We start from the raw sequence: 18267 nt of genomic DNA on the forward strand, positions 1-18267 counted from the left end.
GATCTATACTCGACGTCCGCATTCGCGAAGGGAACTCTCGTGCACCGGCTCTGGATCGCCATAGGCTTTGTGATCAGCTGGCTGCTGTTGCTGCTGGTGGCCAATTCCGTACAGGCCGAGAACACGCCGGATGCGGGCTGGGCGCAGTATGAGGACGTCACCGGCGAATTCTCGCTCGACGACGTCCGCGACCGCCTGTCCGCCTTCAAGCCGCTGACCGCCGCCAAGGCCCACCGCCCCGCCGGCACCGGCGCGCTCTGGCTGCACACCCGCATCCAGCCAGATACCCAACAGCGTCTGCTGCGCATCATTTCGCCCAATGTGGGCTATCTCGACTTCTTCGCCTACCGCGACGCTCAACTGCTCAGCGAGATCCGCGATGGCCTGTCGCGACCGCTGCTCAATCCGCAGCAGCTCAGTCGCGACTTCGTCTTTCCGATTCCGCACAGCGATGAGCCGCTCGACCTCTTCCTGAGGTTCGAATCGCCCCAGCCGCTGCGGATCGCCCTGACCCTGAGCAGCAGTGCCGAAGCCGAGGTCACTCACCGCTTGGTGATGTTCGGCGTACTGCTGGGTTGCCTGGCGATGCTGGCGCTGTATAACGGCGTCCAGCTGCTCTATCACCGCAGTCGTGCCACCAGTGCCCTGACCCTGCTGCTGGTGATGCTGGTGGGCGTGGCGCTGAACCTGTTCGGCTTGAGCAAGTTCCTGCTCGGCAGCTTCAAGGGCCAGGCGCCCTTGCTGACCGATCTGTCGGTGCTGGCCTGCAGCGCCGCCGGGCTGAATCTGATCGGCGCCTTCTTTGGCTGGCGGCGCCTGCCACCCTGGATGCGTCAGCTGGTCAGAGTCCTGCTGGCCGTGGTCGGCCTGGCCGCGGTGGGTCGCATCGCCGCCGGCGATATCTACGTCGGCGACTGGTTGATGGCCGTCAACGGCCTGGCCCTGCTCGCCTGCCTGGGCATCGCCGTGGAGCGCTGGCACCAGGGCGCCCGCTATGCCCGCCTGCTGGTGGTGAGCTGTGCCCTGTTGGCCCTGGCCGGGCTGATCGCGCTGCCGATTCTGGCCGGCTATGCCAACCCCCCGGTGTGGATGGGCCGCGGCCTGATCGCCAGCTGCATGTTCAGCGGCATCCTGCTCACCCTGGCCCTGGAGGAGCGCCGCCGCTACCTGCGCGAAGAGCACTTCACCCGTACCCGTGATCGCGTGGCCAACCATGCGGAGCTCAAGGGCAAGGCCGAATTCCTCTCGCGCATCAGCCACGAGATCCGCACCCCCATGAACGGCGTGCTGGGCATGACCGAATTGCTGCAGGGCACCGCTCTGTCGGCCAAGCAGCGCGACTATGTGCAGACCATTCACAGCGCCGGCGCCGAGCTGCTCAATCTGATCAACGAGATCATCGACATCACCCGCCTGGAAAGCGGCCAGATCGAACTGGAAGAGGTCACCTTCGACCTCAATGCCCTGCTCGACGACTGCCTGGACATCTTCCGGCCCCGCGCCGAGGAACACCGCGTCGAACTGCTCAGCTTCATCCAGCCCCAGGTACCCCGGCGCTTCATCGGCGATCCCACCCGCCTGCGCCAGATCCTGCTCAACCTGCTAGAAAACGCCTTCCAGCGCACCGAAGAAGGCGAGATCCTGCTGGTGATCTCCCTGGAAGAGGCCACCGGCCAGGCGCCGCGCCTGCGCATCTCGGTGCAGGACAGCGGCACCCCGCTGGACGCGGCGCTGAGTCGCCAGCTGCTGTCCACCCACCTCAACAGCCGCGACTTCCTCACCGGCGATACCGACAGCCTGGATTTCGGCCTGATCATCGCTCGCCAGCTGGTGCTGTTGATGCAGGGCGACTTCGGCATCCAGAACAACGCCGAGGGGGGGTCGAGCTTCTGGATCAGCCTGCCCATCCCGGCCCAGGCCCTGGTGCTGTCGCGCGGCGACAGCGACTATCCGCTGCAGGACGTGCGGGTGCTGGTGGTCGATGACAACGAACTGTGCCGCAAGGTCCTGCAGCAGCAGTGCAGCGCCTGGGGCATGCAGGCGGTCACCGCAGCCTCCGGGCGCGAGGCCCTGGCCCTGCTGCGCACCCAGTCGCACCTGCGGGAATACTTCGACGTGGTGCTGCTCGACCAGCAGATGCCGGGCATGACCGGCATGCAGCTCGCCGCGCGCATCAACGAAGACGAGAATCTCAACCACGACCTGCTGCTGATCATGCTCACCGGCCTGAGCAATGCGCCGAGCAAGGTCATCGCCCGCAACGCCGGCATCAAGCGGGTGCTGGCCAAGCCGGTGGCCGGCTATACCCTCAGGGCCACCCTGGCCGACGAGCTGTCGCGCCGCGGCCAGCGGGTCAGCGAACCCGAGCCCCAGGAACAGCCCAGCGGCATTCCCAGCGACTTCCGCGTGCTGGTGGCCGAAGACAACAGTATCTCGGTCAAGGTGATCCGCGGCATGCTCAAGAAACTCGGGGTCGAACCTGACACCGTGAGCAACGGCCTGGAGGCCTTCGAAAAGCTCCAGCAGAACACCTATGACCTCATCCTGATGGACTGCGAGATGCCCTTGCTGGACGGCTTCGGCGCCACCCGCCGGCTACGCGCCTGGGAACAGCAGAATCACCGCTCGCGCACCCCGGTGGTGGCCTTGACCGCCCATATCCTCGCCGAGCACAAGGATCGCGCCCAGGAGGCCGGCATGGACGGCCACATGGGCAAGCCGATCGAACTCTCCCAGCTGCGCGAGCTGCTGCTCTACTGGGCCGAGCGGCGCCGACTGGACGTGACCCGTGGGGGGCTCAGGGCGAGTCCTTGAACCTGTCCTCGACGTAGGTGATCCGGGTCTTGCCGTGGGGCACCGGATTGCCTTCCTCGTCCAGGTTGACGAAGACGATCTTGTCGATGGTGAGGATGCTCTTGCGGGTGATCTTGTTGCGCACCTCGCATCTCAGGGTGATGGAGGTACGACCGAACTCGGTGGCGGTGATGCCCAGTTCGATGATGTCGCCCTGACGCGAGGCGCTGATGAAATTGATCTCCGAGATGTACTTGGTCACCACCTTGGGATTTTCCAGCTGCACGATGGCGTAGATCGCCGCCTCCTCGTCGATCCACTTGAGCAGGCTGCCGCCGAACAGGGTGCCATTGGCGTTGAGGTCTTCGGGTTTCACCCACTTGCGGGTATGGAAGTTCATCAGGGCTCCTTGAATTTCCGGGGGGGTTGAGCATCAGATCGGGGTGCGCACGGTAGATTCCGCCGGACCTGAGGCAGAGCGCCACCCTTTGGGTTTATCGCGATCCTCGTTATACTGCCCGCGCATCGCGGCCACCAGGCCGCTCCGCCTTCCGTTCGAGGGGCGCTGCAGCACGCTGCGTTATCCCATCCTAGCCAACCCGCCGCTGGCGCGGACCCTCGGCGGGCATGACGCCAGACGTTGTCAGGCTCGAGCGGAGCGTTATCAGAACGCATCAACGGCGCCCATTCGCACCTAACGAATGGAGACTCTTCAATGAGCGCTGTCCTCACGCCTGCCGCTTTCAACGATTTCAAGGTCGCCGACATCTCCCTGGCCGACTGGGGTCGTCGCGAAGTCATCATCGCCGAATCGGAAATGCCCGCCCTGATGGGTCTGCGGCGCAGGTACGCCGGTGAACAACCCCTGGCCGGCGCCAAGATCCTCGGCTGCATCCACATGACCATCCAGACCGCCGTGCTCATCGAGACCCTGGTGGCCCTGGGCGCCGAAGTGCGCTGGTCCAGCTGCAACATCTTCTCCACCCAGGACCAGGCCGCCGCCGCCATCGCCGCCGCCGGCATCCCGGTGTTCGCCTGGAAGGGCGAGACCGAAGCCGAATACGAGTGGTGCATCGAGCAGACCATCCTCAAGGATGGCCAGCCCTGGGACGCCAACATGGTGCTGGACGACGGCGGTGACCTGACTCAGATCCTGCACGACAAGTACCCCCAGGTGCTGGAACGCGTGCACGGCATCACCGAAGAGACCACCACCGGCGTGCACCGCCTGCTGGACATGCTCAAGGACGGCTCCCTCAAGGTCCCGGCGATCAACGTCAACGACTCGGTCACCAAGAGCAAGAACGACAACAAGTACGGCTGCCGCCACAGCCTCAACGACGCCATCAAGCGTGCCACCGACCACCTGCTGTCCGGCAAGCAGGCGCTGGTGATCGGCTACGGCGACGTGGGCAAGGGTTCGGCTGCCTCGCTGCGCCAAGAAGGCATGATCGTCAAGGTCTCGGAAGTCGACCCGATCTGCGCCATGCAGGCCTGCATGGACGGCTACGAGCTGGTCTCGCCCTATGTCGACGGCCTGAACGACGGCACCGAAGCCTCCGTGGATCGCGCCCTGCTGGGCAGGATCGACCTGATCGTCACCACCACCGGCAACGTCAACGTCTGTGACGCCAACATGCTCAAGGCACTGAAGAAGCGTGCCCTGGTGTGCAACATCGGTCACTTCGACAACGAGATCGACACCGCCTTCATGCGCCAGCACTGGGGCTGGGAAGAGGTGAAGCCGCAGGTGCACAAGATCCACCGCACCGGCCTGACCGTCGATCCGACCAACGACGACTACCTGATCCTGCTGGCCGAAGGCCGTCTGGTGAACCTGGGCAATGCCACCGGCCATCCCAGCCGCATCATGGACGGTTCCTTCGCCAACCAGGTGCTGGCGCAGATCCACCTGTACCAGGAGAAGTTCGCCGACCTGCCGGTCGCCGAGAAGACCGCCAACGTCACCGTCATGGTCCTGCCCAAGAAGCTCGACGAAGAGGTGGCGCTGGAAATGGTCAAGGGCTTCGGTGGCGTGGTGACCCGCCTGACCGAGGCTCAGGCCAAGTACATCGGCGTGACCCAGGAAGGCCCCTTCAAGCCCGACAGCTACCGTTACTGATGGCCAAGCCTCCCGCTCCCCGGAGCGGGAGGCTGCTCACGAGAGAGACGCCGTGAAACCCAGTCTGAGTTTCGAATTCTTTCCCTGCAAGACCGAAGCGGGCCACGAGAAGCTGATCGCCACGGCGCGGCAGCTGGCGGGCCACGGGCCGGAGTTCTTTTCCTGCACCTACGGCGCCGGCGGTTCCACCCGCGACGGCACCTATCGCACCGTGCGCCAGCTCAACGACGAGGTCGGGGTACCGACCGCGCCGCACCTTTCCTGCGTCGGCGACAGCAAGGCCAAGCTGCGCGAGTTGCTGCAGCAGTACCAGGAAGCCGGCATCAACCGCATCGTCGCCCTGCGCGGCGACCTGCCGTCCGGCATGGGCCTGTCCGGCGGTGGCGAATTGCGCTATGCCAGCGATCTGGTCGCCTTCATCCGCGAGGAGACCGGCGATCACTTCCATATCGAAGTCGCCGCCTATCCGGAAACCCATCCGCAGGCGCGCAGCTTTACGGACGACGTGCGCAATTTCGTGTACAAGATGGAGGCCGGTGCTGACCGCGCGGTCACCCAGTACTTCTTCAACGCCGATTGCTACTTCCATTTTGTGGAACGTGTCCGCAAACTGGGAGTCGAAGCCCCGGTGATCCCTGGCATCATGCCGATCACCAACTACAGCAAGTTGGCACGCTTCTCCGATGCCTGTGGTGCTGAACTGCCACGCTGGCTGCGGAAGCAACTGGAAGCCTACGGTGACGATACCCAGAGCATCCAGGCCTTTGGCGAAGAAGTCATGACCGCCCTCTGCGAGCGACTGCTCGAAGGCGGGGCACCTGGTGTGCACTTCTACACCCTGAACCAAGCGGAGCCGTGTATCGCCATCTGGCGAAACCTCGGTTTTTGAAGTCGGCCAGGCGAACTGGCGGCGACTTCGCCCAATCGTGATTACCGCTACCGGTCATCGCCCGACTCTTCATCCAGCGCAGGATGATGAGGGTGGGCGAGACGTCCGAAACCTTTCGGACGTCAACCGGCAGCGCAACCGCGCCCCCACGTCGGCGGGACGCCGACAGAGACAGGAACCCCGCATGTCCTTCATTTCCCTCGGTCTCTCCGAGGCCCTTGCCCGCGCCGTGGAAGACGCTGGCTACACGAATCCCACGCCTGTTCAGCAACGCGCCATTCCGGCCGTCCTGCAGGGTCGCGATCTGATGGTGGCTGCCCAGACCGGCACCGGCAAGACCGGCGGCTTCGCGCTGCCGGTGCTCGAGCGCCTGTTCCCCAACGGTCATCCCGATGGTCACCACTATGTGGCCAAGCAGCCCCGCGTGCTGGTACTGACGCCGACCCGCGAACTGGCGGCTCAGGTGCACGACAGCTTCAAGGTCTATGCCCGCGACCTGCCCATGCGCAGCGCCTGCGTCTTCGGTGGCGTCGGCCTGAAGCCGCAGGTCACCGCCCTGGCCAAGGGTGTCGATGTCCTCGTCGCCTGCCCGGGTCGGCTGCTGGACCTCGCCGGTCAGCAGAGCGTCGATCTGTCCGCCGTCGAGGTGTTGGTGCTGGACGAAGCCGACCGCATGCTCGACATGGGCTTCATCCATGACGTGAAGAAGGTCCTGGCCCGCCTGCCGGCGCAGCGCCAGAATCTGCTGTTCTCGGCCACCTTCTCCAAGGACATCACCGACCTCGCCGGCAAGTTGCTGCAGGATCCCGAGCGGATCGAGGTTACCCCGCCGAACACCACCGTCGAGCGCATCGAACAGCGGCTGTTCCGCATTCCGGCCAACCAGAAGCGCGCCCTGCTCGCCCACCTGATCACCCTGGGTGCCTGGGAACAGGTGCTGGTGTTCACCCGCACCAAGCACGGCGCCAACCGTCTCGCCGAGTACCTGAACAAGCATGGCCTGCCGGCCGCGCCGATCCATGGCAACAAGAGCCAGAATGCCCGCACCAAGGCCCTGGCCGACTTCAAGAGCAACGAGGTTCGCGTCCTCGTCGCCACCGACATCGCCGCCCGCGGCCTGGACATCGACCAGTTGCCCCACGTGGTCAACTTCGAGCTGCCCAATGTCGAGGAAGACTATGTGCACCGCATCGGCCGTACCGGCCGGGCCGGTCGCAGTGGCGAAGCCATCTCGCTGGTGGCGCCGGACGAAGAAAAGCTGCTCAAGGCCATCGAGCGCCTGACCAAGCAGAGCATTCCGGATGGCGACATGCAGGGCTTCGATCCGCAGTCCGTGCCGCCCGAGCAGCCGGAAGTGCGCGCCCCGCGCGAACCCCGTGGCAAGCCGCAGCAGAATCGCCAGAAGAAGGCCGACAAGCCGGCGCGCAGCGAAGGCAAAGGCCAGAATCAGGGCCAGAACCAAGGCAAGGCCGCCGGTAGCGAGCAGTCCGGCGCCCAGCCCGAGGGCGAGCGCAAGGGTCGTTCCCGCAATCGTCGCGACCGCCGCGATCGCGATGACGCCGGTCAGGCCAATGCGCAACCCAGCCAGGCCGTTGTGCAGCAGCCGCGCAATCGTGATCCGGAAGAATTTCTGGATGACGCCTACGACAACTTCGGCAACAGCGTCGACTACGTGAGTCCCTACCAGGGCAAGGGCCGCAAGGGTCCGCGCAGTGGCAACGGCGGCAACGCGCCGCGCGCCGCCACGACCGGCGGCCAGGGCCAGCCCCGTCAGGGTCAAGGCCAGGGCGCTGCCCGCGGTCCGCGCAGCCAGCAACAGCAGCAGCCCGGCAAGCGTCGTGGTCAGAACGGCCAGCCCCGTGCCGCCCGGCCCTATGAAGCCGCGCCCAGCGAGCCACGCGCCTATGCCACGGAAGAGCGGGCGTCGAACAAGCCGCAGCCGAAGATCGTGCACAAGCCGTCGCGTGCCGATCGCCTGCCGACCCTGGAGCAGCTGGAAGAGATGCCAAGCCGGCCGCGCAGCGAGAAGCCCGCGCTGCTGACCCGCAACCGCGACGCCTGATGGCCGACGGGCCGCTCAGGCGGCCCGTTCACCAGGCAAAAAGAAACCCCGCCATGGCGGGGTTTCTTTTTTAGGCTTGCTTGAGAAGTGGCCGAGCGAAGGTCAGGCAAGGCAAAAATCGGCGAGGAAGCGGAGTTTACACAGGGTAAATGAGCATTCCGAGCCGGTTTTTAACGCAGCATGACCGAGCGCAGGCACTTATCAACCGAATCAGGCGTGGGCGGCGCGCAGGGCGTCGATATAGGGCTCGGCCTGACGATGGCTGCGGATCAGTTCGATGAAGTCCTCGCCCTGGTCGTTGCGGGCATCCAGGTCGTAGCCGGCCTCGACGAAGAAGCCGACGAAGCGCTCGAAATCGTCCGGACGCAGGCCGCGATAGGCCTTGACCAGCTTGTGCAGAGACGCGGGGGTATCGTCCGCCGGTTCGACATCGAGGAACAGCCTGATCTGCTCGTCGCTGATCGCTTCACCGATGACCTGCTTTTTATCCTTGCGCATCCTTTGGCTACCTGTGCTGGGGGATTCTTTGGAGAAAAGGAGGACCGATTCTAACCCTGCCCCTCGCCTGCCCGCCAGTGACAAACCGTGGTGATACCGCGACCCTGGTCGAAAGTTCAATCGAATTGAGCGCGCATCCAGCTGCGATAGCGCTTGGCGTCGGGTGCACCCTCCAGCGGGGCCCAGGCCGGTCGTTCACCCTCGCCCAGCGGCACGAAGGGCCCGGCCTTGCATTCGAAGAACAGGCAGTCGCCGTCCAGGGCCACCAGCGCATGGTAGTGCCCGGGGGCGAGATCGACGCCCGGGCAACCGGCGCGCTGGGACAATTCGCGGCGCACCAGCACCTGCCCCTCGTCGCTGAAGGTCAGCAGCCCCAGCCGGCCCTGCAGCACCAGCAGACTCTCGGCCTTACGCGGATCCAGATGGCGGTGGGGCGGTATGTAGCTGTCTTCGCACATCCCCACCACCAGGCGATGGCAGGGCTCATCCATGCTGTGCAGGTTGTGATGGGCGCGCCGTCGCGGGCTGGCCGCCGCCTGCCGGAGCAGGTCGGCGAACAGCGCCTGATCGAACAGCCGCGCGGTCACAGCCCCTTTACGGCATAGATGCCGGGTGCGTTGCGCCAGTAGCCCTTGTAGTCCATGCCGTAGCCGAAGATGTAGCGATCGATGCAGGGCAGGCCGACGTAGGTGGCCTCCAGGCCCTTGACCTTGCGGTCGTGGGTCTTGTCGATCAACACGGCGGTATGGACCTCGCGAGCGCCGGCGTGGCGGCAGAAGTCGATGATGGCCTTGAGGGTGTGGCCCTCGTCGAAGATGTCGTCGACGATCAGCACGTCGCGATCGATGAAGGACACCTCGGGCTTGGCCTTCCAGAACAGCTCGCCGCCGGTGGTCTCGTTGCGATAGCGGGTAGCGTGCAGATAGGACATCTCCAGCGGGAAATTCAGCCGGGTGGCCAGCTTGCCGGTCAGGATCAAGCCGCCGTTCATCACGCAGAAGACCACCGGATTGCGCTCGGCGAGATCGGCGGTGATGGATGCGGCGAGCCGGTCGATGGCCGCTTCGACCTGGGCTTCGTCATACAGGCAATCGGCTTCCTGCATGACCTGGCGGATGTGGGCGAGATCGGCGGACATGGGGCTTCTCCGGGGGGGACGGGGCGCCGGCCTGATGGTTGGCGCGGATAAAAGGCGGCAAAGGTACAGACACCGCGGACCGATCTCAAGCGCCGCCAGGCGGCTACTATTGTCGCAGGGTACTGCCCACCTCGAGTCGGATGCTTTAATGTACCGCGGTTTTTTTGTGCGCCTGCCCTTCCTGCGGCAGGCCTTCGGGCCGCCGGTCGTACCGAAACCGTCCTCGATCCGCTGCCCTACCGTCTCTGGAGAATCCCATGCCCGTTCACGAAATCCGCCATCCGCTCATCCGTCACAAGCTCGGCCTGATGCGGCGCGCCGACATCAGCACCAAGAACTTTCGCGAACTGGCCCAGGAAGTCGGCGCCCTGCTCACCTACGAGGCGACCAAGGACCTGCCGGTGGAAGAGGTGGACATCGAGGGCTGGTGCGGCACCGTCAAGGTGGAAAAGATCTCCGGCAAGAAGGTCACCGTGGTGCCCATCCTGCGCGCCGGCATCGGCATGCTCGACGGCGTGCTCAGCCTGATCCCCAGCGCCCGGGTCAGCGTGGTCGGCCTCGCCCGCAACGAATCCACCCTGCAGGCCCACACCTACCTGGAAAAGCTGGTGGGTGAACTGGACCAGCGGATGGCCATGATCATCGATCCCATGCTGGCCACCGGCGGCTCCATGATCGCCACCATCGACCTGCTGAAGAAGGCCGGGGCCAAGGAAATTCGCGCCCTGGTGCTGGTGGCGGCGCCCGAAGGCATCGCCGCGGTCGAGGAAGCCCATCCGGACGTGCGCCTCTACACCGCCTCCATCGACGAGCGCCTCAACGAGCACGGCTACATCCTGCCGGGGCTGGGCGATGCCGGTGACAAGATCTTCGGCACCAAGCAGAAGGACGCCTGAGCGTGACCGCGCGGGAACCGCTCTGGCGGGAGATCGTGGTGGGCGCCCAGATGCTCTTCGTGGCCTTTGGCGCCCTGGTGCTGATGCCGCTGATCACCGGCATGGACCCCAATGTGGCCCTCTTCACCGCAGGCTTCGGCACCCTGCTGTTCCATCTGGTCACCGGCCGCCAGGTACCGGTGTTCCTGGCATCGAGCTTCGCCTTCATCGCCCCGATCATCGCCGCCAAGGCGGAATTCGGCTTGCCGGCGGTACTGGGCGGGGTAGTGGCGGCCGGCTTCGTCTACACCTTCCTCGGCCTGGCGGTGAAGGTGCGCGGCGTGGGCTTCATCGACCGCCTGCTGCCGCCGGTGGTGATCGCCCCGGTGATCATCTCCATCGGCCTGGGTCTGTCGCCGGTGGCGGCCAACATGGCCATGGGCAAGGCCGGTGACGGCAGCGCCCAGCTGGTGCCCTATGCCACGGCGATGCTGATCTCCATGCCGGCGCTGGTCACCACCCTGCTGGTGGCCATCTACGGCAAGGGCATGTTCCGCCTGGTGCCCATTCTGGCGGGCGTCTTCGTCGGCTACGCACTGGCCTTCGTCTTCGGCATCGTCCATACCGAGGGGATAGCCGCCGCGCCCTGGCTGGCGATCCCGGCCTTCGTCGCGCCGGAATTCCACTGGGGCGCCATCCTGTTCATGGTGCCGGTGGCCCTGGCGCCAGCCATCGAGCATGTCGGCGGGGTGATCGCGGTGGGCGGAGTGACCGGCAAGAACTACCTGAAGCAGCCCGGTCTGCACCGCACCCTGCTGGGCGATGGCCTGGCCACCTCCTCCGCCGGGCTGTTCGGCGGGCCGCCCAACACCACCTACGCCGAGGTGACCGGCGCGGTGATGCTGACCAAGAACCACAATCCGCGGGTCATGCTGTGGGCGGCGGGCTTCGCCATGGTGCTGGCGTTCGTCGGCAAGTTCGGCGCGGCGCTGCAGACCATCCCGGTGCCGGTCATGGGCGGCATCCTCTGCCTGCTGTTCGGCTCCATCGCGGTGGTGGGCCTGAACATCCTGATCCGCCATCAGGTGGACCTGTCCGAGGCGCGCAACCTGGTGATCGTCTCGGTGACCCTGGTGTTCGGCATTGGCGGCATCGTCTTCGGCAACGGCGAGATCGGCCTCAAGGGCATCTCCCTCTGCGGCCTGATCGCCATCGGCCTCAACCTGGTCCTGCCCGGGCACAACGCCTGGAAGAAGGATGCCGAACCGCCAGAGCGTCCGCTGCTCTGACGGCCAGCCCAGGATGCGGTTACGCCGGCATCCTGGGTTGTTCGATGGGCTGCGGCGGCAGTTCCGCCACCTCTTCGCACAGTTCCACCAGCGCCCGGGCCCAGGCCGGGTCGTCGTTGACGCAGGGAATCAGCACCAGCTCCCGGCCACCGGCTTCGATGAACTGCTCGCGGCCGCGATCGCCGATCTCCTCCAGCGTCTCGATGCAGTCGGCGACGAACGCCGGGCACATCACCAGCAGACGCTTCACGCCGGCCTTGGCCAGCTCGTCCAGCCGTGCCTCGGTGTAGGGCTCGATCCACTTGTCCTTGCCCAGCCGCGACTGGAAGGACACCGACCACTTGCCAGCGGGAATGCCCAGGCGCTTGGTCACCAGTTCGGCGGTGCGCTGGCATTGGCTGCGGTAGCAGACGGCCAGGGCCTTGGCGGTGACCTTGCTGCTGTCGGGCGCACGCAGGTCGTGGCTGCGATCCTTGACCAGCTTGCGGATGTGCCGCTCGGGCAGGCCGTGGAAGGACAGCAGCAGGTGGTCGTAGGGCTCCTCGAGATAGGGCTCGACGCTGGCCGCCAGCGCCGCCTGGTACTCCGGGCGATCGTAGAACGGCGGCAGGATCTTCAGCGTCAGCGGCAGCTGATGGGCCTCGATCACCCGCCGCGCCTCGACGATGGCGGTGGTGGTGGTGCTGTCGGCGAATTGCGGATAGAGCGGCGCATAGGTCACCTCGCGGATGCCCTGGCTGGCCAGGCGCTTGAGCACCGACTCCACCGAGGGCTCGCCGTATCTCATGCACAACTCCACCGGACCATGCCGCCAGAGGGGCCGCACGGCCTCCTGCAGGCGGCGGCTGAGCACGATCAGCGGCGAGCCATCGTCCCACCAGATCGACTCATAGGCCTCGGCCGAGGCGGCGGGCCGCTTGATCAGCACCAGGGACACCAGCAGCCGACGCAGTGGCCAGGGCAGATCGACCACATAGGGATCCATCAGGAACTGGTTCAGATAGCGCTTCACGTCGGGGACGTGGGGCGAATCGGGCGAACCCAGGTTGGCGAGCAGCAGAGCGTTGGTAGTCATCGTGAATCCTTGGCGGCGAGCAGGTCGGCCAGGGCCGCATCCAGCTCGGGATAGCGAAAGACATAGCCGGCGGCGAGCAGGCGCTCGGGCCGGGCGCGCTGACCACCCAGCAAGAGGATGGACAGCTCTCCCATCAGGCGCAGGGCGAAGGCGGGAATCAGCAATCGCGCCGGGCGCCGCAAGGCCCGTCCCAGCGCCTCGGTGAAGTCCCGGTTGCGCACTGGCTCGGGGGCACAGAGATTATAAGGACCCTGGGCGTCGCTGCGGTTGAGAAGAAAATCGATGGCCCCGATTTGATCCTGTAAATGAATCCAGGGCATCCATTGGCGTCCGTTGCCCAGGCGCGCGCCCAGGCCGAAGCGAAACGGCGGCAACAGCCGCAACAGGAAGCCGTCGTCGGCGGCCAGCACCAGACCGGTGCGCAGGTTGACCACGCGGATACCCAGTTGCTCGGCCTCGTTGGCGATCTGCTCCCAGGCCAGGCACAGCTCGCCGGCGAAGTCGGCGCCAGCCAGGCTGTCCGCTTCGCTCACCGGCTTCTCGCCGCTGTCGCCATAGAAGCCGGTGGCCGAGCCCGACAGCAGCACCGCGGGCTTCTGGCTGCGCCCACGCAGCCATTCGATCAGCCGCTCGGTAGTGCCGATGCGGCTTTGCCAGAGCTCGGCCTTGCGACTGCGGGTCCAGGGCTTGTCGGCGATGGGCGCGCCGGCCAGATTGACCACCGCATCTAGGTACTCGTCGCCCAGCGCCTCCAATTGAGCGATGCCGCGCACGCCGGGTCCGCACTCACGCGCCACCCGTGCCGGGTCGCGGCTGAGCACGGTGAGTTGGTGCCCGGCGGCCGCCCATTGGCGGCACAGCGCGCGGCCGATCAATCCGGTGCCACCTGTCAGCAGGATATGCATGTCGTCACTTCCTTCTCGTATTGCCCTGCCGCCCGGATGCATCTGAACGAAGGGAAGAGGATTGTTTGGTATGGTCGTGGGTCGAAAGATCCAGAACGGTTGCCAGTCGTAGCCGTAGAGCCCTTGCACGCGCAAACGTTCGACAAGGGCGAATCGTCAGACAAGCGAGGTCCATCATGACTGCCCCCATCGCCATCGTTGGCGCAGGAATAGCCGGACTTGCCGCAGCCCAGACGCTGATTCGCGCCGGGCAGCAGGTCCAGATCTTCGACAAGAGCCGCGGCAGCGGCGGCCGCATGGCCAGCAAGAGAAGCGAAGCCGGGGCCCTGGACCTGGGCGCCCAGTATTTCACCGCTCGCGATCGCCGCTTCATCGACGCCCTCAACGAATGGCGGCGGGCCGGTTGCGCGGCCGAATGGAATCCGGTGCTCTACCAGTATCGCGACGGGCGCCTGAGTCCGTCCCAGGACGAGCAGCCACGCTGGGTCGGGGTACCGCGCATGAGCGCCATCACCCGCCATCTGCTGGGCGACCTGCCGGTCACCTTCGACTGCCGTATCACCGAGGTCTTTCGCGGGGCCCAGCACTGGCACCTGCTGGACGCCAGCGGCGAGACCCACGGGCCTTTCGCCCAAGTCGTCATCGCCATGCCGGCGCCTCAGGCCACGGCGCTGCTCTCCAGCGTGCCCAAGCTGGCGGCCACCGTGGCCGGCGTCAGCATGGAGCCGACCTGGTCGGTGGCCCTGGCCTTCGCCACGCCCCTGCAAACCCCGGTGGAAGGCTGCTTCGTGCAGGACAGCGAACTAGACTGGCTGGCGCGCAATCGCTGCAAGCCCGAACGCGACACCACCCTGGACACCTGGGTACTGCACGCCACCAGCGCCTGGAGCAAGGCGCATCTCGACGCCTCCAAGGAAGAGGTGATCGAACGGCTGCATGGCGCCTTCGCCGAGTTGATCGGCTGCCCGCTGCCGGCGCCGAGCTTTACCCTGGCCCATCGCTGGCTCTATGCGCGACCCGCGCAACCCCACCAATGGGGCACCCTGGCCGATCCCGACATGGGCGTCTTCGTCTGTGGCGACTGGTGCTCCAGCGGACGCGTGGAAGGTGCCTGGTTGAGTGGTCATGAGGCCGCGCAGCAGCTCCTGGGTAGTCTGGACTAAGCGACGAAGCGCATACCGTCTGTAACCTGAGACGAATCTTTTGCCGAAGCCCCCTGTCGAAAGTTGCACCAAACTTGTACAAAGTAAAAATCCTTGTACAAGAAAATACACGACAGGGGATCTCCATGCTTGCCAACGCCTCTTCCAGCCTGCCCCGTCCACGCCTCGGCATCAGTGCCTGCCTGCTGGGTGACGAAGTCCGCTACAACGGTGGACATAAGGAATCCCGGCTCTGCAGCCAGACCTTCGCCGAGCATTTCGATTTCGTCCGGGTCTGCCCGGAGATGGCCATCGGCCTCGGTACGCCGCGCGAGCCCATCCGCCTGGTGGGCGATTCCCAGGCGCCGCGTGCCGTCGGCACCTTGAATCCCAGCCTGGACGTGACCGCCGCCCTGACCGCCTACGGGGAAAAGATGGCGGGCGAGCTCGCCGACCTGTCCGGCTTCATCTTCATGCAGAAGTCGCCCTCTTGCGGCATGGAAAGGGTCAAGGTCTATCACGCCAATGGCCAAGGCAGTGAAACCGACGGCCGCGGTCTGTTCGCCGCCGCCATCATGCGTCTACGCCCGGACCTGCCGGTCGAAGAGGCCGGTCGGCTGAACGATGCGGTACTACGGGAAAACTTCGTCACCCGGGTTTTCGCCCATGCCCATTGGCAGCAACTGCTGCAACAGGGTCTGACGGCGCGGGCGCTCCTGTCCTATCATTCGCGCTACAAGTACCAGCTCATGGCCCACGATGCCCATCGTGCACGGGCCCTTGGGCAACTGGTCGGCAGCATCGGTCAGCGCAATCTGGACGAGCTGGGTCAGGAGTATTTCAGCGGCCTGATGGCTGCACTGAAAAAGTGCGCTACCCGTGGTACTCACTGCAATGTGCTCTATCATCTCTTCGGTTATCTGCGCCGGGTCCTGAGCGACAGCGAGAAGCAGGAAATGCAGCAGCTGATCGAGCAGTACCACGAGGGCATCGTCCCCCTGGTCGTACCCCTGACGCTGCTCAAGCACCACTTCCGCCAGCATCCGGATCGTTATGTGAACGAGCAGGCCTATCTCCAACCGCACCCTGAACGTCTGAGTCTGCGAAATGCCATCTAGCGTCATTCCCTTGCCCTCACCGTCGAATGGCGAGGAGCAGGATTATCAGTCCGCCTTGCACGAAGGCTGGCTGCCCATCCGGGAAATCGCCCGGCGTACCGGCGTCAACGCCGTGACCCTGAGGGCCTGGGAGCGGCGTTACGGCCTGCTGGTCCCCAAGCGCACCCCCAAGGGACACCGGCTGTACAGCGAGGCCCATGTGGTTCGGGTGCAGCAGATCCTCGCCTGGATCGCCCGCGGTGTGGCGGTCAGCCAGGTCAAGGGCCTGCTCGACGACCAACGACCGGCAGCGGTGCCCAGCGATACGCCCTGGCAGGGCATCCACCAGGAGATGATGGACGCCATTGGCCGGCTCGCCTCGCGCGTCCTGGACGAGGCCTACAACCGCGCCGCCTCCCTCTATCCGCCGCGGGTGCTGCTGGATCAGTTGCTGTGGCCGTTGCTGCGGGAACTGGAGCGACTCAGCCAGGCCACCGACGACGGTCGCCTGCAACAGGTGTTTTTCCAGTCCTGGCTGCGCAGCAAGCTGGGTGCGCGGATCTACCACAGTCAGCACAGCCTGCGCGGTGCGCCGCTGGTACTGCTCAATCTCGACGAGACGCCGATGAATGTCTCGCTGTGGCTCTGCGCCTGGCTGATCAGCGCCACGGACTGTCCCGTCGAAGTGGTGGAATGGTCGATTCCCGCGGCTAATCTCGATCGCCTGGTCGAGCAGCTCGACCCGCGGGCGCTGATCCTCTGCCGTGACAGCCGTCCCGACAGCGAATTGCGTCGCCAGCTGCAGACCTTTGCCAATCGCCATGCCCGCCCCTGCCTGACCCTAGGTGCCCTGGGCGAATCCCTCACCGCCGACGCCGCCCCGGCGCGCAGTCCGGGCGAGGCTTTCGATCGCCTGCAGAGTGCTGGGCTGCTGCGTCAGGATCGGCATGCATGAGCCAGCTCGTCTGGTTTCGTACCGACCTGCGCACCCTCGATCACCCCGCTCTCCACGCCGCCGCCGAGCAGGGGCCGGTGGTAGCCGTGTTCCTGCTGAGTCCAGCCCAATGGCAGGCGCACGACGAGGCCGCGGTCAAGGTCGACTTCTGGCTGCGCAATCTCGCCGCCCTGGGCAAGACGCTCAGGTCCCTCGGCATTCCCTTGCTGATCCGCAACGCCGAGCGCTGGGCGCAGGCACCCCAGGTGTTGCTCGACCTGGCCAGGGAACTGGGCATCGAACACCTGCACTTCAACGACGAATACGGCGTCAACGAAGCCGCCCGCGATGACGCCGTGGCAGAGGCCTTCGATGCGGCAGGGCTGGCCGCCCATCGCTATCTGGACCAGACACTGTTCGCGCCGGGCACGTTACTGACCAAGAACGGGGGTTATTTCAAGGTCTTCGGCCAATTCAAGAAGACCTGCCTGGCGCGCCTGGAAACCGGTCTGCCAGCGCCCCTGCCTGCCCCCGGCAAGCAGCGGAAGGGCCCGCTCCAGGCCGACGAGTCGCCCAGCTCGGTCGGGGGCTTCGCTACCCCCTCGCTCGAGGTGCAACGGCTGTGGCCGGCCGGCGAAGAGGCGGCGCTGCAGCGCCTGGAAGCCTTCATCCAGGAGGATCTGGGCGATTATCACCAGGCGCGGGACATCCCCTCAGAACCCGGTACCAGCCAATTGTCGGCCTATCTCAATGCGGGAGTGCTGACGCCGCGGCAGTGCCTGCAGGCAGCGGTTCGGGCCAACGATGGCCTGCTCAGCGGCGGCATGCAGGGCGCGGCCACCTGGATCACCGAGTTGCTCTGGCGCGAATTCTATCGCCACGTGCTGGTGGGCTATCCCTGGGTATCGCGGCACCAGCCGTTCAACCGGGAGCTGACCGCCCTGCCCTGGCGCGACGACCCCGAGGGCCTGGCGGCCTGGCAACAGGGGCGCACCGGCATCCCCCTCATCGATGCCGCCATGCGCCAGCTCTTGCAGACCGGCTGGATGCACAACCGCATGCGCATGCTGACCGCCATGTTCCTCTGCAAGAACCTGCTGATCGACTGGCGCGAAGGCGAGCGCTGGTTCATGCAGCATCTCATCGATGGCGACCTGGCTTCCAACAACGGTGGCTGGCAGTGGAGCGCCTCCACCGGTACCGACTCGGTGCCCTATTTTCGGGTGTTCAATCCCCACACCCAGGCGCTCAAGATCGATGCCCGCGGCGACTATGTGCGCACCTGGGTACCGGAACTGGCCGAGCTCAAGGGCAAGGCCGTGCACACCCCGGGGGGCCGTTACCTCACCCCCCTGGTGGACCTTGGCGAAAGTCGCCAGCGGGCGCTGGCCACCTACCGCGGCATGGCGCGCAAGACGGACACGAAAAAGCCGGACTAGATCCGGCTT

16 protein-coding genes and 1 riboswitch are annotated in these 18267 nt (G+C 65.7%); of the genes, 10 read left to right on the plus strand and 6 right to left on the minus strand.

The genetic code is table 11. From position 1 onward, the window contains the following. Nucleotides 1-39 precede the first annotated feature (39 nt). Nucleotides 40-2814, plus strand: coding sequence for a response regulator (locus FEZ61_RS20850; protein WP_173150293.1), 2775 nt, complete (start codon nt 40-42; stop codon nt 2812-2814). Here the strand turns inward: FEZ61_RS20850 and FEZ61_RS20855 are convergent. Then, the gene (locus tag FEZ61_RS20855) at nt 2798-3193 is read right to left on the minus strand and encodes a hotdog domain-containing protein (RefSeq protein WP_017641065.1); all 396 of its coding nucleotides are present in this window, start codon (nt 3191-3193) and stop codon (nt 2798-2800) included. The genes FEZ61_RS20850 and FEZ61_RS20855 overlap by 17 nt on opposite strands. A 151-nt stretch (nt 3194-3344) precedes the next feature. Then, nucleotides 3345-3486: riboswitch (S-adenosyl-L-homocysteine riboswitch) on the plus strand. Between the two features lie 22 nt (nt 3487-3508). On the opposite strand from FEZ61_RS20855, the gene ahcY reads away from it, so the two are divergent. The 3 genes from ahcY (at nt 3509) to FEZ61_RS20870 (ending at nt 7866) form a co-directional block, all read left to right on the plus strand. Next, a complete protein-coding gene (gene ahcY / locus FEZ61_RS20860) occupies nt 3509-4915 on the plus strand; it encodes an adenosylhomocysteinase (protein WP_173150295.1) in 1407 nt (468 codons plus the stop codon). A gap of 52 nt (nt 4916-4967) precedes the next feature. Continuing rightward, complete coding sequence (gene metF, locus FEZ61_RS20865) at nt 4968-5804, plus strand: methylenetetrahydrofolate reductase [NAD(P)H] (protein ID WP_017641067.1); 837 nt, start codon at nt 4968-4970, stop codon at nt 5802-5804. Between the two features lie 184 nt (nt 5805-5988). Then, on the plus strand, nt 5989-7866 hold the full coding sequence (locus FEZ61_RS20870) for a DEAD/DEAH box helicase (protein WP_173150297.1): 1878 nt from the start codon (nt 5989-5991) through the stop codon (nt 7864-7866). Between the two features lie 210 nt (nt 7867-8076). Here the strand turns inward: FEZ61_RS20870 and FEZ61_RS20875 are convergent, their stop codons facing one another. From FEZ61_RS20875 to FEZ61_RS20885, 3 genes are all read right to left on the minus strand, one after another. Beyond that, a complete protein-coding gene (locus FEZ61_RS20875) occupies nt 8077-8364 on the minus strand; it encodes a PA4642 family protein (protein WP_017641069.1) in 288 nt (95 codons plus the stop codon). A gap of 116 nt (nt 8365-8480) precedes the next feature. Then, nucleotides 8481-8951: a WbuC family cupin fold metalloprotein gene (locus FEZ61_RS20880; protein WP_173150299.1), complete on the minus strand. Its 471-nt coding sequence runs from the start codon at nt 8949-8951 to the stop codon at nt 8481-8483. Further along, nucleotides 8948-9502, minus strand: a complete 555-nt coding sequence (locus FEZ61_RS20885) for a hypoxanthine-guanine phosphoribosyltransferase (RefSeq protein ID WP_017641071.1) — start codon at nt 9500-9502, stop codon at nt 8948-8950. The genes FEZ61_RS20880 and FEZ61_RS20885 overlap by 4 nt, the downstream gene beginning before the upstream one ends. Before the next feature lie 257 nt (nt 9503-9759). On the opposite strand from FEZ61_RS20885, the gene upp reads away from it, so the two are divergent. Next, the gene (gene upp / locus FEZ61_RS20890; protein ID WP_017641072.1) at nt 9760-10398 is read left to right on the plus strand and encodes a uracil phosphoribosyltransferase; all 639 of its coding nucleotides are present in this window, start codon (nt 9760-9762) and stop codon (nt 10396-10398) included. Continuing rightward, on the plus strand, nt 10395-11666 hold the full coding sequence (locus FEZ61_RS20895) for a uracil-xanthine permease family protein (protein WP_026083846.1): 1272 nt from the start codon (nt 10395-10397) through the stop codon (nt 11664-11666). The genes upp and FEZ61_RS20895 overlap by 4 nt, the downstream gene beginning before the upstream one ends. 19 nt (nt 11667-11685) lie before the next feature. Here the strand turns inward: FEZ61_RS20895 and FEZ61_RS20900 are convergent, their stop codons facing one another. Both FEZ61_RS20900 and FEZ61_RS20905 read right to left on the minus strand, forming a co-directional pair. Continuing rightward, nucleotides 11686-12741: a ferrochelatase gene (locus FEZ61_RS20900; protein WP_017641074.1), complete on the minus strand. Its 1056-nt coding sequence runs from the start codon at nt 12739-12741 to the stop codon at nt 11686-11688. Beyond that, a complete protein-coding gene (locus FEZ61_RS20905) occupies nt 12738-13646 on the minus strand; it encodes a TIGR01777 family oxidoreductase (protein ID WP_173150301.1) in 909 nt (302 codons plus the stop codon). The genes FEZ61_RS20900 and FEZ61_RS20905 overlap by 4 nt, the downstream gene beginning before the upstream one ends. Before the next feature lie 65 nt (nt 13647-13711). Between FEZ61_RS20905 and FEZ61_RS20910 the strand changes: the two genes are divergently transcribed. The 4 genes from FEZ61_RS20910 (at nt 13712) to FEZ61_RS20925 (ending at nt 18258) form a co-directional block, all read left to right on the plus strand. Further along, nucleotides 13712-14809 carry an NAD(P)/FAD-dependent oxidoreductase gene (locus tag FEZ61_RS20910; protein ID WP_173150303.1) on the plus strand — a complete coding sequence of 366 codons (1098 nt, stop codon included), beginning with the start codon at nt 13712-13714 and terminating at the stop codon, nt 14807-14809. Between the two features lie 125 nt (nt 14810-14934). Next, complete coding sequence (locus FEZ61_RS20915) at nt 14935-15906, plus strand: DUF523 and DUF1722 domain-containing protein (protein WP_093254280.1); 972 nt, start codon at nt 14935-14937, stop codon at nt 15904-15906. 10 nt (nt 15907-15916) lie between these two features. Then, entirely contained in the window at nt 15917-16840 is a 924-nt protein-coding gene (locus FEZ61_RS20920) for a MerR family transcriptional regulator (protein ID WP_160924123.1), read from the plus strand. Continuing rightward, nucleotides 16837-18258 (plus strand): deoxyribodipyrimidine photo-lyase, encoded by a 1422-nt coding sequence (locus FEZ61_RS20925; RefSeq protein ID WP_173150305.1) that lies wholly within the window; start codon nt 16837-16839, stop codon nt 18256-18258. Before FEZ61_RS20920 ends, FEZ61_RS20925 begins: the two co-directional genes overlap by 4 nt. Nucleotides 18259-18267: the final 9 nt, after the last annotated feature.

This window comes from Pseudomonas sp. MS15a(2019), assembly GCF_013277805.1.
In the GTDB taxonomy this organism is placed as follows: Bacteria; Pseudomonadota; Gammaproteobacteria; order Pseudomonadales; family Pseudomonadaceae; genus Chryseomonas; species Chryseomonas benzopyrenica.

Bases quoted from the DNA above. Each gene is read 5' to 3' on its own strand.
- ahcY (WP_173150295.1), top strand. From the start codon at position 3,509: ATGAGCGCTGTCCTCACGCCTGCCGCTTTCAACGATTTCAAGGTCGCC.
- upp (WP_017641072.1), top strand. From the start codon at position 9,760: ATGCCCGTTCACGAAATCCGCCATCCGCTCATCCGTCACAAGCTCGGC.
- FEZ61_RS20925 (WP_173150305.1), top strand. From the start codon at position 16,837: ATGAGCCAGCTCGTCTGGTTTCGTACCGACCTGCGCACCCTCGATCAC.
- FEZ61_RS20915 (WP_093254280.1), top strand. From the start codon at position 14,935: ATGCTTGCCAACGCCTCTTCCAGCCTGCCCCGTCCACGCCTCGGCATC.
- FEZ61_RS20855 (WP_017641065.1), bottom strand. From the start codon at position 3,193: ATGAACTTCCATACCCGCAAGTGGGTGAAACCCGAAGACCTCAACGCC.
- FEZ61_RS20875 (WP_017641069.1), bottom strand. From the start codon at position 8,364: ATGCGCAAGGATAAAAAGCAGGTCATCGGTGAAGCGATCAGCGACGAG.
- FEZ61_RS20900 (WP_017641074.1), bottom strand. From the start codon at position 12,741: ATGACTACCAACGCTCTGCTGCTCGCCAACCTGGGTTCGCCCGATTCG.
- FEZ61_RS20885 (WP_017641071.1), bottom strand. From the start codon at position 9,502: ATGTCCGCCGATCTCGCCCACATCCGCCAGGTCATGCAGGAAGCCGAT.
- FEZ61_RS20905 (WP_173150301.1), bottom strand. From the start codon at position 13,646: ATGCATATCCTGCTGACAGGTGGCACCGGATTGATCGGCCGCGCGCTG.
- FEZ61_RS20870 (WP_173150297.1), top strand. From the start codon at position 5,989: ATGTCCTTCATTTCCCTCGGTCTCTCCGAGGCCCTTGCCCGCGCCGTG.